10 protein-coding genes are annotated in these 12,504 nt (G+C 71.1%); 3 read left to right on the top strand and 7 right to left on the bottom strand.

The window, feature by feature from the left end; translation table 11 throughout:
• Nucleotides 1–68: 68 nt before the first annotated feature.
• Nucleotides 69–1,067 (bottom strand): stage II sporulation protein M, encoded by a 999-nt coding sequence (locus AACX88_RS10675; RefSeq protein ID WP_339392992.1) that lies wholly within the window; start codon nt 1,065–1,067, stop codon nt 69–71.
• A gap of 73 nt (nt 1,068–1,140) precedes the next feature.
• Here AACX88_RS10675 and AACX88_RS10670 point away from each other — a divergent pair, with 73 nt between their 5' ends.
• Nucleotides 1,141–1,962, top strand: a complete 822-nt coding sequence (locus AACX88_RS10670) for an RDD family protein (protein WP_339392991.1) — start codon at nt 1,141–1,143, stop codon at nt 1,960–1,962.
• Here AACX88_RS10670 and ahcY read toward each other — a convergent pair.
• Genes ahcY through AACX88_RS10655 form a run of 3 tightly spaced genes read right to left on the bottom strand, consistent with a single transcriptional unit; the run spans nt 1,956 to nt 5,253 of the window.
• Nucleotides 1,956–3,416 carry an adenosylhomocysteinase gene (ahcY, locus tag AACX88_RS10665; protein WP_339392990.1) on the bottom strand — a complete coding sequence of 487 codons (1,461 nt, stop codon included), beginning with the start codon at nt 3,414–3,416 and terminating at the stop codon, nt 1,956–1,958. The genes AACX88_RS10670 and ahcY overlap by 7 nt on opposite strands.
• Nucleotides 3,417–3,454: 38 nt before the next feature.
• The gene (locus tag AACX88_RS10660) at nt 3,455–4,897 is read right to left on the bottom strand and encodes a phosphohexomutase domain-containing protein (protein ID WP_422614434.1); all 1,443 of its coding nucleotides are present in this window, start codon (nt 4,895–4,897) and stop codon (nt 3,455–3,457) included.
• A 32-nt stretch (nt 4,898–4,929) separates the two neighbouring features.
• Nucleotides 4,930–5,253 carry a DUF3499 family protein gene (locus AACX88_RS10655; RefSeq protein WP_422614432.1) on the bottom strand — a complete coding sequence of 108 codons (324 nt, stop codon included), beginning with the start codon at nt 5,251–5,253 and terminating at the stop codon, nt 4,930–4,932.
• A gap of 133 nt (nt 5,254–5,386) precedes the next feature.
• Between AACX88_RS10655 and AACX88_RS10650 the strand changes: the two genes are divergently transcribed.
• Nucleotides 5,387–5,749 (top strand): metallopeptidase family protein, encoded by a 363-nt coding sequence (locus AACX88_RS10650; protein ID WP_339392987.1) that lies wholly within the window; start codon nt 5,387–5,389, stop codon nt 5,747–5,749.
• Between the two features lie 32 nt (nt 5,750–5,781).
• On the opposite strand, the gene AACX88_RS10645 is transcribed toward AACX88_RS10650, so the two are convergent.
• The 3 genes from AACX88_RS10645 to AACX88_RS17745 are packed head-to-tail and all read right to left on the bottom strand — an operon-like array spanning nt 5,782 to nt 10,999.
• Entirely contained in the window at nt 5,782–7,239 is a 1,458-nt protein-coding gene (locus tag AACX88_RS10645) for a DUF5719 family protein (RefSeq protein WP_339392986.1), read from the bottom strand.
• Nucleotides 7,236–10,562, bottom strand: coding sequence for a glycosyl transferase (locus AACX88_RS10640; RefSeq protein WP_339392985.1), 3,327 nt, complete (start codon nt 10,560–10,562; stop codon nt 7,236–7,238). The genes AACX88_RS10645 and AACX88_RS10640 overlap by 4 nt, the downstream gene beginning before the upstream one ends.
• Nucleotides 10,559–10,999, bottom strand: coding sequence for a WhiB family transcriptional regulator (locus AACX88_RS17745; RefSeq protein WP_425286489.1), 441 nt, complete (start codon nt 10,997–10,999; stop codon nt 10,559–10,561). The genes AACX88_RS10640 and AACX88_RS17745 overlap by 4 nt, the downstream gene beginning before the upstream one ends.
• 307 nt (nt 11,000–11,306) lie before the next feature.
• On the opposite strand from AACX88_RS17745, the gene AACX88_RS10630 reads away from it, so the two are divergent.
• Nucleotides 11,307–12,434, top strand: a complete 1,128-nt coding sequence (locus AACX88_RS10630) for a coenzyme F420-0:L-glutamate ligase (RefSeq protein ID WP_339392984.1) — start codon at nt 11,307–11,309, stop codon at nt 12,432–12,434.
• The last annotated feature ends 70 nt before the right edge of the window (nt 12,435–12,504 follow it).

Here is a 12,504-nt window from a genome sequence, read left to right as displayed (position 1 = left end):
GTCCGGGATCCCGGACTACCGACCGCCTCGGCGGGCACGGGAGACGCGGCTCAGCGGTCGGTGACGACTCAGCGGTCGGTCGCGACGATCTCGTATCCGGCTTCGTGCGCGTCGAGATCCGCTGACAGCCGCGCTGACCAGGCCCGCCGGCCGAGGACGGCCGCATAGACGACGACCGCGGCGGTGCAGGCGACGCCGATGCCGATCTTGAGCACCGGCGGGAGCGGATTGGGGGTGACGAAGCCCTCGATGAGGCCGGAGACCAAGAGCATGATGACGAGCCCGCCGGCGACGACGAGGAGGGACCTCGCCTCGGTGGCGAGCTTCGTCCGACGCAGCTGCGGGCCCGGGACCACCCACGCGAAGAACAGGCGCAGACCCGCGGCGGCGGCGAGCATGATGCAGCTGATCTCCGGGATGCCGTGCGGGAGGATGTAGAGGAAGAAGTCGGCCCCGCGGTCGAACTCGAACATCATCGCCCCGGAGAAGCCGACGTTGACGGCGTTGACGATGAGCCCCTGGAGGACGAAGACGCCGGTGACGCCGAGGAGGACGAACTGGACGGCGATCCACGCATTGTTCGTCCACACGCCCACGGCGAAGAAGCCGTTGGGGTTCTCCTTGTAGTACTCGACGAAGTCGTGCTCGGCGAACTGCTGCCGGTAGGCGCGGTCGCCGAAGGTCTCGAGCACCTCGGGGTGGGTACCCGCCCACACGCCGGCGAGCACGGACACGGCGAGGAAGAAGACGGTCACGGCAAGGACGTCCCAGCGCAGACGGTAGAGGCAGACGGGAAGGGAGACGACGAAGAACCGGCTGAGACCGGACAGGCCGCCTGCGGGAACGGAGGAGAGATGGTTCCGGGCGCGGTGGACGATCGTCGAGAGCCTCGCGGCCTCGAGGGAGTCCGGGGCCACCGTCATGATCTGCGAGAGGTCCTTCGACGCCGCCCGGTAGAGGTCGAGGAACCGCGCCGACTGCGCCGGATCGAGCCGGTTGCGACGGGCCAGGTCCGACAGCTCCCGCCACTTCTCGCCGTGGAGTTCGGCCAGCAGGTTGGGATCCATGCCTCCACCCTAGACGATGCCCACGCCCCCGGATCGTCGTTCGGAGGCGGGTCGGGTGTGCCAGGATGGTGGGGTGAGCACTCTGGTGACAGGCGAGGCCGTCGAACTCAGCGTCCAACCCGCGGCCCTGGCCGCTCGCGCGCTCAGCTGCCTCATCGACGTCGTCGCCTACACGCTCGTCAACATCGGGCTGCTGCTGGCGACCTTCTGGCTTCTGCTGCGCATCCTCGACCTCAACGGTCTGCTGCTGACCGCGGTGATGACGATCATGTCGGTGAGCGTCTTCGTCCTCCTGCTCATGCTCGTCGAGGTCCTCACCCGGGGCCGGTCGCTGGGCAAGCTCATCCTCGGTCTGCGGATCGTCCGCGACGACGGCGGGGCGATCCGGGTGCGGCACTCGTTCGTCCGGGCGCTGCTGTGGCAGTTCGAGGTCATCGCGACCGGGGGCGGGATCGCCGCCCTGACCGGTCTCCTCTCCCCGCAGACGAAGCGCCTCGGCGACTATATGGCCGGGACCATCGCCGTGAGCGAGCGGGCGACGCCCCCGCCGCCGGTCGACGCCCATGTCGCCCCGCAGCTGTTGCCGTGGCTGCAGGTCACCGACGTCTCGGGCGTGCCGACGGGACTGCGCCGCCGGATCGTCCAGTTCCTCTCCATCGCCCCGGGGCTCACGCACGAGTCACGCTGGCAGCGCGCGATCGAGCTCGCAGTAGAGCTCAATCCGCACGTCGCTCCCGCCCCGCCGGAGGGCACCCTGCCCGAGCAGTTCCTCGCAGCCGTCGTCGCCCGCGGGCGGGTGGCCGACCGGGAGAAGGCGCAGCGCCGAGGCGCGCGGGCCGCTGCCTTCGCCGCCAGCGTCGACCGGCTGCCGCACGGTCTGCGGCTGCGTCAGTAGCGGTAGTGCTCGGGCTTGTACGGGCCGGCGACGTCGACGCCGATGTACTCGGCCTGATCCTTCGTCAACTCGCTCAGCCTGGCCCCGAGCGCCGGGAGGTGGAGGCGGGCGACGAGTTCGTCGAGATCCTTGCCGAGCCGGTGCACACCGATCGTGTAGTCCTCGCCGTGGGTCCACAGTTCGATCTGGGCGAGCACCTGGTTGCTGAATGAGGCGCTCATGACGAACGAAGGGTGGCCCGTGGCATTGCCGAGGTTGAGCAGCCGGCCCTCGGAGAGGACGAGGATCTGGGTGGTCTCCCGCTCGAGTCCTGCCTCGGCGGGCACGGGGATCGTCCATTCGTGGACCTGGGGTTTGATCTCGGTCGCGCTCACTCCGGGGAGGCGGCGCAGACCGGCGAGGTCGATCTCGTCGTCGAAGTGGCCGACATTGCCGACGATGGCTCCGGGCTTGAGTCGCTGGAGGACATCGACGTCGACGACGCGGGTGTTGCCGGTCGTCGTGATGACGATGTCAGCGGTCTCGGCGACCTCGGGCAGCAGGGCCACCTGGTAGCCGTCCATCGCCGCCTGGAGCGCGCAGATCGGGTCGATCTCGGTGACGATGACGCGGGCGCCCTGCCCGCGCAGGGCCTCGGCGGCACCCTTGCCGACATCGCCGTAGCCGACGACGACGGCGACCTTGCCGCCGATGAGGACGTCGGTGGCGCGGTTGAGCCCGTCGGGCAGGGAATGGCGGATGCCGTAGCGGTTGTCGAACTTCGACTTCGTCACCGAGTCGTTGACGTTGATGGCCGGGAACGGCAGACGTCCCGCCTCGGCGAGGCGGTAGAGACGATTGACCCCGGTCGTCGTCTCCTCGCTCACGCCCCGGATCTTCCCGGCGAGTGTGGTGAAACGTCCCGGGGAGGCGGTCATCGCGGTCTGGATCTGGGCGAGGAACGCGCGGCGTTCGTCCGGATCGTCCTCGCCGGCGGTCGGCACCCGACCGGCGGCTTCGGCGGCGGCGCCCTCGAGGACGTACATCGTCGCGTCCCCGCCGTCGTCGAGGATGAGGGTGGGTCCGTCCGCGAAGTCGAAGATCCGATCGGCGGCCCACCAGTACTCCTCGAGGCTCTCGCCCTTCCACGCGAAGACGGGCACTCCGCTCGGCGCCGCGGGTGTGCCCTGCCCGACGACGACGGCCGCGGCCGCTTCGTCCTGGGTGGAGAAGATGTTGCAGCTGGCCCACCGGACTTCGGCGCCGAGGGCCGTGAGGGTCTCGATGAGCACCGCCGTCTGCACGGTCATGTGGAGGCTGCCGGCGATCCGGGCACCGGCGAGCGGAGCGGCATCGGCATACTCCTCCCGCAGGGCCATGAGCCCGGGCATCTCCCGTTCGGCGAGGCGGATCTGGTGGCGTCCCGCCTCGGCGAGGCTGAGGTCGGCGACCTTGTAGTCGGTGGACTCGAGCATGGAACCTCCTGGGGTCTGTGGGGTGGGGCGGGTGCCGGTCATGCGACGCGACCTTGGACGACCTCGGTGGCCCGAGCGGTGAGCTCGCGCATCCGCACGTCGTCCGGGGCTTCGACGTTGAGCCGGACGAGGGGTTCGGTGTTCGACTTGCGCAGGTTGACCCACCAGTCCTCGCCCTGGAGGCTGATCCCGTCGAGGTCCTCGATGAGCGTCGGGGCGAAACCGGGGCCCGCCTCGGCGAAGGCTGCGAGCACCGCATCGGGGTCGGCGACGGTGAAGTTGATCTCCCCCGACTGCCGGTACGTGTCATGGTCGGCGACGAGCGAGGAGGCGAGCACCTCGGCCTCGGCGAGGGCCGCGATGAGGTGGCAGGCGGCGAGCATCCCCGAATCCGCGCAGTAGAACTCCTCGAAGTAGAAGTGCGCGGAGTGCTCGCACGCGAACACCGCGCCCTCGGTGCGCATGAGGGTCTTGATCCCCGAATGGCCGACCTTCGAGCGCACCGCCCGACCGCCGGCGGCGGCGATCGCCTCGGGCACGCTGCGGGAGGTGATGAGGTTGTGGATGACGGTCGGGGTGTCGCGTCCGGTGTTGCGGGCGCGTGCGATCTCGCGTTCGGCGACGAGTGCGCCGACGGCCGAGGCCGACATCGTCGCCCCGGTCTCGTCGATGAAGAAGCAGCGGTCGGCGTCGCCGTCGAAGGCGAGCCCGAGGTCGGCGCTGTGCTCGACGACGGCGGCCTGCACGTCGCGGAGGTTCTCGGGTTTGAGCGGGTTCGCCTCGTGGTTGGGGAACGTCCCGTCGAGTTCGGTGTAGAGGCCGATGACTCTCAGCGGCACGGCCGGCAGACCGGCGTCGGTGCCGAAGACCTCGCCGATGAGCCGCCCGGCCATGCCGTTGCCGGCGTCGACGACGACGGTGAGGCCGGTGACGTCGTCGATGCGGGTGAGCTCCCGGATCCGGGACGCGTAGTCTCTGCGCATCGTCGCAGCCGCCTCACTGTCCTCGGCCACCGAGGGTGCGGTGGGGTCGGGGACCGGAGCATGCGGGGCGAGGTCGCGGATGCGGCCGAGACCGGAGTCGAGGCTCACTCCGCCGGCCCCGGGCGAGCAGATCTTGATCCCGTTGTAGTCGGCGGGGTTGTGGCTCGCGGTGATCATCGCCCCGGGGAGGTCGAAGATTCCGGAGGCGAAGTAGAGCTGGTCTGTCGAGCACAGGCCCAGCAGCACGGCTCGGGAGCCTGCCGCTTCGACGCCGACGGCGAAGGCCTGGGCGAATCCGGGCGAGCTCGGGCGCATGTCGTGGCCGAGAACGACCTCGGTCGACCCGTGGATCTCGCGCATCGCCTCGGCGGTGGCCCAGCCGAGGGCGAAGAGGATGTCGTCGTCGAGTTCGTCGGGGATGCGTCCCCGGATGTCGTAGGCACCGACGGCCGTTGACAGGGCGCGGGTGCGGGCTGAGGGGATGTTCTCACCTGACATGGGGGTGTCCTTCGGTTCGGGCTCGGTGGCGCTCACGGGCCGATGATGCGCAGGTGGCCGTGCTTGCGGCCCTCCTGGGTGCGGGCGTCCTCGGTCTCGGCGGCGGGCTGGGCCGGCGTCGAACCGGACTGCCGCGCCGCGGTGCCGGCGGCTTCGCGGACCGCGTCGGCGATCGCAAGCAGGTCGTCGTGGGTGCGCTCGGGCGGCTCGTCGGTCGCGCCGATGCGGATGAGCTCCCAGCCCACCGGCGGGGTGAGTCGAGCGGCATGGTCGGCGCACAGATCATGGGCGCCGGGTTCGGCGCGCCGGGCGAGGGGACCGATGACGACGCAGGCGTCCGCGTGGACATAGGTCATGGTCGCGGAGGCGCTGCGCGAGCAGCTGACTTTCGAGCACGTTCGTAACGCTGACACAGTCGACAACTCTACACGTCGGACCTCTCCGGATCCGGCAGGCGCCGCCGGGGCGGGCTCGGTAGAATGAGCGCTCATGAGCACACGCCGCAGACGGGACCGACACGGCAGGGGCCTGCGCTCCCCGCTCTTCCGCGCCGACGTTCCCGCACGTGAGTCCCGGGCCGAGAGCTTCGCCCGGCTCGCCGCCGAGGAGTTCGCCCGGCATCGCGCCCGGGATCCCGAACTCCTCGCCGATGTCGTCCTCGCCGTCGATGCGGTGCCGCCGGCCTCCTCGGGCGAACCGAGCTTCGGGCGGGTGTTCCCCGCGACGAACCAGCGGCGGACCCACATCGTCCTCTACCGCAGGCCCATCGAATACCACAGCCTCGGAGGGCAGCGGGAGAGCCTCATCGCCGAGGTGCTTGCCGATCAGGTCGAACTCCTCCGCGGTCCCTGAGCGCTGTGCCCGGCAGCGGTGAGGAGCAGCGCTTACCCGAGCCGGATGTCGCGGTAGGCGACTCCGGCAGGTGCCGGGGCGGGCATGACCGCCGACAGCCCCGTCTCGGAATTCACGAGCAGGCTCGCGTGGACGCCGCCGGACTGTGAGCCTGCCGCGTTCGCCCCGCTGATGACCAGCGCGCGCACGGCGTCCGGGGAGACCTCGGAGGGGCTGATCCTCGTCGTCGCCGTGGGCGCGAGGTCGAGGGTGCGGGGATCGGTGAGCGTGCCGTCGTCGCGCATGCCCGAGACCTGCACCTGGCCCTGGCCGGGTGAGAGGTAGAGCTGCGCGGTGCCCGTGCGGGGCAGCGCCATGATCTGGGTGTCGGCGAGGTCCTCGGTGGCCGTCAGCGTCGCGAAGTCCCCCGTGCCGGTGCCGTCGTTCGTCGCCACGGTCGCCGCGGCCTGGACGGGCTGGCTCGAGGTAAGGACGATGCTCGTGTCTGTGAGTTCACCGAGGTCGGCCTCGGCGACGCCGCCGGCGACGACGGTGAGCGAGGACCGGGGAACCTCGTACTCGCCGTCGGGCCCATAGGCCTTGAGTCCCACCTCGGCGAGGTCGCCTGAGGGGTTGGCCACGCGCACGCGCACGTTCTTGCCGCTCAGCCCCGTGAGCACCTGTTCGTCAGCCGCGTCCGCACCGGTGGCCGCGAGGTCGATGCCCTGCGGGGTGAGGCCGTCGAGCTTCGTCTCCTGCACGGAGCCGGCGAGCACTCCCCCGTCGACGGAGACGTCGACGGCGAGTTCTGCGGCATCGCCGGCCAGCCCGGCCAGGCGCACCGCGCGCTGCGCTCCGGCCTTGATGCTCAGCTGGGTCGGCTCTCCGCGGGCGCCCGCGGCAGACATCACCTGGATGCTCGCTTGGACGGGGACGGTGCCGGGATTGCTCAGCAGCAGCTGGGAGTTCGAACCGGCCTGCCCGGAGCCTGCGACGATGCGGAAGTTCGAGGCCGGGGCGGCGCACGTGAGTGTTGCGAGTCCCGTGAGGTCGCCCGAGGTGCCTTCGACGGTCTCGAGCGCCGTGGTCAGCGCGGGCGCCCCGGGGCGGGCGAAGCCGGTGACGATCTTCGTGCTGTCGACGGGGTCGTCGCCGGAGACGAAGCCCGTGGAGGCGGGGTTGTCGAAGTCGGCGGCCCCGCCGAGGTCGGCGACCTGCAGGCGCGCGGCGCTGACCGATCCGTCGGCGGCGCCGATGGGGGCCGTGGCGGAGACGACACGGGTGCTCACGTTGGAGTCGTCGACGAACTCGGCATCGGTGCCTTCGGCGGCCTTGTCGGTGAGCAGCGGGCCGGGGCAGATGACGCGGGTGTCCGCGGTGGGCATCCGCACCTGCTCGGGACTGCGGTCGAGCGTGCCCGAGGCGAGCGGGGTGAGGAACGAAGTCGTCGCGACGAGGACTCCGGGCACGGCGATCGCGGCGAAGGTGACGAGGCTGCGGTTGTGCTTCATGGCGTCTCCTTCGTCAGTGTCCGCGCGGGAGGCTCCGGACTCCCGTCTCTGCGGCCGGTGCCGTCGGCCGAGCCGGCACTGTCGTCGGGGCCCGTGGGCGTCGACGCCTTGGCCTTGGTGGCCTTGGTCTTCGCGGACTTCCTCGACGCCTTCTTCGAGGACGTCCGCTTTCTGGCCGTCGCCGTCGAGGATGCCCCGGCCGTTGCCGCGCCTGCCTCAGCCGTCGACTCCGCACTCGCCGAATCAGTCCCCTCCGGCTGCGCGGGCTCCGGCTTGTCACTCTTCGACTCCGCCGGCTTCACCGGCGAGTGAGTCGCCGAGGCGGTCCTGCGGGGTCGCGCGCGGCTGCCGATCGGCAGGGCGACGACGAGGCAGACGAGCCCGAGGACCCAGCCGGCGATGACACCGGCGGCCACGAGCGGGGAGCCCTCGCGCAGTTCGACGGTGCCGCCGGCGGCGGGCAGGGAGAACTCCTCGTCCCAGTCGGCGCTCGGTTCGGCCGGGCGCGGCAGCGACGTGCCGTCGATCGCGGCCTCCAGCCCATGCGCGGACTCAGCGACGATGAGCGTGCGTCCTTCCGCACCGGGAGCGATCTCGATCGTCCCCCCGGAGACCGGGGCGGTGCTCAGCGTGCCGTCGGGTTCGGCGATGAGGTACCGGCCGCTGTAGGGCTTGTCGACCTGCCACAGCGTGCCCGACTCGGTGGGGCCGACCTCGACGAGCCCGGTGGCCGCGGCCACAGAGCTGCGCAGCGAGTCGTCGCCGGAATCGACGAGGACGAAGTCGGCGCCGAGCCGACCGAGGAGGTCGCGGACGTCACCAGCATCATCGGCCGAGAGCGCGGCGGCGGCCTGGGCGACGAGCACCTGGTCGGAGCCGATGGGCAGGGGCCTGCGCTGCCACGGCGGCCCGCCGACCGCCTCGGCGGCCCGGATCGTCGAGGTGCCCACCACGGTGCCGTCGTCAGAGGAGACGAGGGTGGCGAGCACTTCGCCGTCGACCTCGTTCAGGCGCAGGGTGCGCGCTTCGGCTGCTCCGGCGGCACGATCAGCGGCGAGTGCGGGCACCGACCCGTGCTCAGCAGTCCGCACTGTGTCGGCGGAGGTGAAGGCCGGACCGGTTCCGAGGACGGCGAACCCGAGGGCGGCGACGGCGACGAGACCGGTGAGCACGCGCATGGGCGCGACCCGGCTGCGGGCGCCGAGGCGGTCGGCACCGAGGACGAGGAGCGCGATCGCACCGAGGCTGGTCAGCGTCAGACCGGCCGCCGGATAGGAGCCGATGAGGTGGAAGGGACCGACCTGGGCCGGGAGGTGGACCTGCAGGGTCGCGAGCAGGAGGCCCGCGAGGTAGAGCCCGACGGTCCAGGTGAGGGTCGGCAGCGGGATGCGGGCCTCGATGAGCGTGAGGAACGCGAGGACGAGCATGGGCAGCACGATCGCCGGCGCCCACAGGCCCACGGTGCCGGCCACTCCCGGGGCGACGCCGAGCGAGGTGAGCACTCCGGTCAGCCATTGGAGGTCGAGCGGGGCGGGGAAGCCGACGGCGAGCAGATAGGTCGGCGGAGCGCTCGGTGCCAGTGCCTGCCCGGGCATCGTGAGCAGCGTCCCGGGTTCGGTGACGACGCCGAGCAGCCACGGCCAGGCGAGGACGAGGGTGGGGGCGAGCAGCCACAGATGGCGTGTCCCCCGGCGGAGGACGAGCAGGACGATCGTGAGCACGATGCCGACGACGAGCAGCAGCGGGACGCCTGCGACGAGGACGAAGAGGAGGAGTCCGCCCGTCGCCGCGGCGGACACCGAGCCAGTGCGCAGGCTGCGGCTCAGGGCGAGGACGATGAGCGGCGCGACGATCCAGGCGAGGACGACGCCGAGGCGACCGGTCGAGAGCGCGGTGAGGAAGAGCGGGGCGACGACCCAGAGGAGTCCGGCCAGCGCCCTGATCCAGCGTCCGCGCACGAGGATCCCCGCGGCCGCGTATGCGGCGATCGCGGCGGCGACCGGGGCGAGGAGGATGAGGACGCGGACGGTGAGGTCGATGTCGCCGAGGAAGGGCAGACCGAGGACGGCGAGGACGAGCTGCAGCGGGTCGGCGGGGACGTCGGCGCCGGTGCCGACGTCGAGGAAGCCTCCGAAGAGGCGCCCGACGAGGTCGGGGAAGCTCACATCGGTCGAGCCGAGGGCCCCGCCGACGAGGTGGCCTGGACCGAAGAGCCGGAAGGAGACGAGGCCGCTGAGGACGCCTGAGATGAGGATGAGGTAGGTCAGCGGGTGGGTGAAGATGCCCGCTGAGCCGCTGACCTCGAGGCGGGAGAAGGAGTCGATGGCCTCTTCGGTGTCCCCGACCTGGTGGAGGTCGGCGTCGTCGAGTGTGTCGGCGGTCTCGCCGGGGGTCGGACGGGCGCCGGCCTCGACGAGGCTGCGTCTCTGGACGGCGAGTTCGTCGGGGTCGGCGTAGAGCGCCGAGAGGTGGGCGCTGTTCGCGCGTCTGCCCAGGCGCGCGCGCTTCGCGTTGGCCCTGCGCAGCCGGGCGGTGGCGCTGACGTCGGCGGAGAGGCCGAAGAGCGCGCGGAAGTGCCATCCCGCGGTGCGCGGGTCGTTGCCGAGGAGGGCGAGGAGTCCGTCGCCGAGGCGAGTGAGCGCGAGCAGGCAGACCAAGGGCACGAGTCCGGGCCGGGCGAGGCTGAGCCGGTAGCGCTGCTCGGTCCGGATGTGGGCGGCGGCGCGCGGAGGACGGGGCGAAGTGCCCAGCTGGGCCGCCTCGGTGGCGGAGATGCCTAAGCGGGCGTGCGGGGCGAGGACGACGCGCTTGCCGAGGTCGCGGAAGCGGCGGGAGAACTCGATGCCGCGGTAGGCCGGTCCCAGCGCCCGGCTCGGGGCGCCGACCCGGGAGAGTTCGGCGGTGGCGATGAGCATGCCCGGCAGGTCGAGGGCCAGGGTCTCGCCCTCGCCGTCGCGCTGGCCCTGGTCGATCTCGCCGGATCCGACAGGGTTGAGGCGCACCCCCGCCGAGGTGGTCGTCACTCCTGCGGAAACGATCCTCTCCCCGGCCATGAGCTTGGGACCGACCGCGGCGATGGACTCGGTGGCGCTGATCGCTTCGATGAGTTCGTCGAGGCAGCCGGGCTCCGGGCGCGAGTCGGGCGTGAGGAACCACAGGTACTCACTGCCGGAGACCGCGGGCAGCTCAATCGCCTCGGTGACGGCGAGGCCCCCGAGATCGACGACGGGGATCTCGGGGTGGGTCCGCCGCAGAGCCGATTCGAGCTCGGCACGGGAGGAGTCGTCGCCGGAGAGGACGACGACGGTGACAGCAGGCCTCACACGACTCGCTTCTTGAGTCGGCGGCGTTCGCGCTCGGACATGCCGCCCCAGATCCCGAACCTCTCGTCATTGGCCAGGGCGTACTCGAGGCATTCGGAGCGGACCTCGCAGGATTCGCAGACGCGCTTGGCCTCCCGCGTCGAGCCGCCCTTCTCTGGGAAGAAGGCCTCAGGGTCGGTCTGGGCGCACAGCGCCTGGTCCTGCCAGGACAGTTCCCCGTCCTCGGCGGCGCCGAGGAGCAGCGACAGCGGTGAGACTGCGGTATCGTCGACGGGCAGCGGAGTGAGGTCGTTCGGGTCGATGGCCAGCGGGTCCGGAAGCGTGTCCGGAGTCCTGGCGCCGGGTTCGACGAACCAGTCGCCGGCGCTGCGGGATGTCACTCCCGGTACGACGGAGTGCTCCTCCTGCTCGAGCCTCTTTCTCTGTGCGCTCTGCACGATGTTCCCCTTTCCCACGCTCAGCGTGTTGTGCCAACCGAATCCGTGAATTCGTGCTAAGCGCGTTCCCCTTAGGTATAAATTACACGCGTGTCATTACCGTCGAGTCAAGCCCTCGTGGAGTATCTGGGCGGTCCGCGAGCTCGTATTCGAACACACCTTCACATGCACACGCGCCGCCGACACAACATATGGGGATGCACATGCCTCCCTGCCACTATCCATGGGGTCCGCCAGATGAGACTGTGAGAATTTCGGATTCGTTCGCCCGAGGTGGGAATATGGAGGGATGACAGCGAGCGCGGGCATGAACGACAGACTCCTCACGGTCTACGCCCCTCCGGTCGACGACGACATCCGTCCCGGGTCCGACCTCGCGGCGATCCTCGTGACCAGCCTCCGCCGCAACCGCATCGACCTCAAGGACGGCGATGTCCTCGTCATCGCCTCGAAGGTCGTCTCGAAGGCCGCGGGGCGGCTGACGAGGGTGGCCGACCGCGCCGAGTTCGAAGATCTCGTCGCCCACTCCTCGACCCACCTCGTCGCCGAACGCAGCTACGCCTCGGGCACGACCGTTCAGGTGGTGCGGACCCGTGCCGGCACGGTGCAGGCCGCGGCGGGCCTCGATCAGTCGAACTCCGGCGGCGACGTCGTCCTCCATCCCATCGACGCCGACCGTTCGGCGGACGAGCTGCGCGCCCGCGTCGAGGAGGCCTTCGACGTGCGCATCGGCGTCGTCGTCTCCGATACGACCTCGCGTCCGTGGCGGGTGGGGGTCGGCGACATCGCGCTCGGGCTCTCCGGGTTCTCCGGCCTCGACGACCAGCGGGGCCTGCCCGATGACGACGGACGCGTGCAGACGGTGACCGTGCGGGCGATCGCCGATGAGATCGCCGCGGCCGCCGACCTCGTCAAGGGCGCGGCCCGCGGTCTGCCCATGGCGCTCGTGCGCGGCGCGGGAGGCTACCTCGACAACGGCAGAGCGGGGGCGAAGGCACTGTGCCGCGACCTCGGTGAGGACTGGTTCCGCTACGGCCACGTCGAGGCGATCCAGCGCGGACTCGGCGTCGAGACCGTGCCGGGCCGTCCGGCGGCCGGTGACGGCGGTGACGACATCCTCGAACGCGTCTCCCGGGCGATCCGCGTCGTCCGCGGCGGGATCTCCCGGACTCCGGGGCACGCGGCCTGGCGGATGCGCATCGAGGGCGCGGGGTCGCGGATCATCATGAGCCCCTCGGATTCGCCGGCGATGACGCAGGCCGACGGTCCCCCGCTGCTCGAGGCGATGGTCGGCCTCGGCTCGCTCGTCGAACGCATGCACACCGCGCTCTTCGCCGAAGACCTCTCCGCGACGACGAAATGGCACTGGGCCGACGGCGAGCTCGGCTCCTTCCCCCGTGGGGTGACGATCGACATCGGTCTCCTCACCCCCTGAGCGGCCTCCCGCGGACTGACCGCGGGCGCTCCGCCAGCCCTGACATTCCGACCCCCTGACGTTACGAACC

It is taken from the genome of Brevibacterium metallidurans (genome assembly GCF_037101285.1).
GTDB lineage: Bacteria > Actinomycetota > Actinomycetes > Actinomycetales > Brevibacteriaceae > Brevibacterium > Brevibacterium metallidurans.
Note: the sequence above shows the minus strand (reverse complement) of the source record. Positions and strands in the feature narration are given on the sequence as shown.